This is a genomic window from Saccharothrix sp. ST-888 (assembly GCF_000955975.1).
Lineage (GTDB): Bacteria > Actinomycetota > Actinomycetes > Streptomycetales > Streptomycetaceae > Kitasatospora.
Genome location: NZ_JYJF01001169.1, coordinates 1 through 219, shown reverse-complemented (window position 1 = coordinate 219; position 219 = coordinate 1). Strand labels below are relative to the sequence as shown.

The 219-nt window shown below is 68.5% G+C and carries 1 protein-coding gene; it reads right to left on the bottom strand.

The features are described from left to right. Positions 1–219: adenosylhomocysteinase (locus UK12_RS36110; protein ID WP_197085453.1), on the bottom strand; the 219-nt coding region annotated here is incomplete at both ends.

The window sequence follows — 219 nt, the reverse complement described above, 5'->3', positions numbered from 1 at the left end:
GATGTTGCACGAGCACCAGCGGACCTCGGCACCCAGCGCGGTGAGGGTCTCGATCAGCACCGCCGTCTGCACCGTCATGTGCAGCGAACCGGTGATCCGCGCACCCGCCAGCGGCTGCGAGGCGGCGTACTCCTCGCGGATGGACATCAGACCGGGCATCTCGTGCTCGGCCAGCTGGATCTCCTTGCGCCCGAAGGACGCGAGGGACAGATCGGCGAC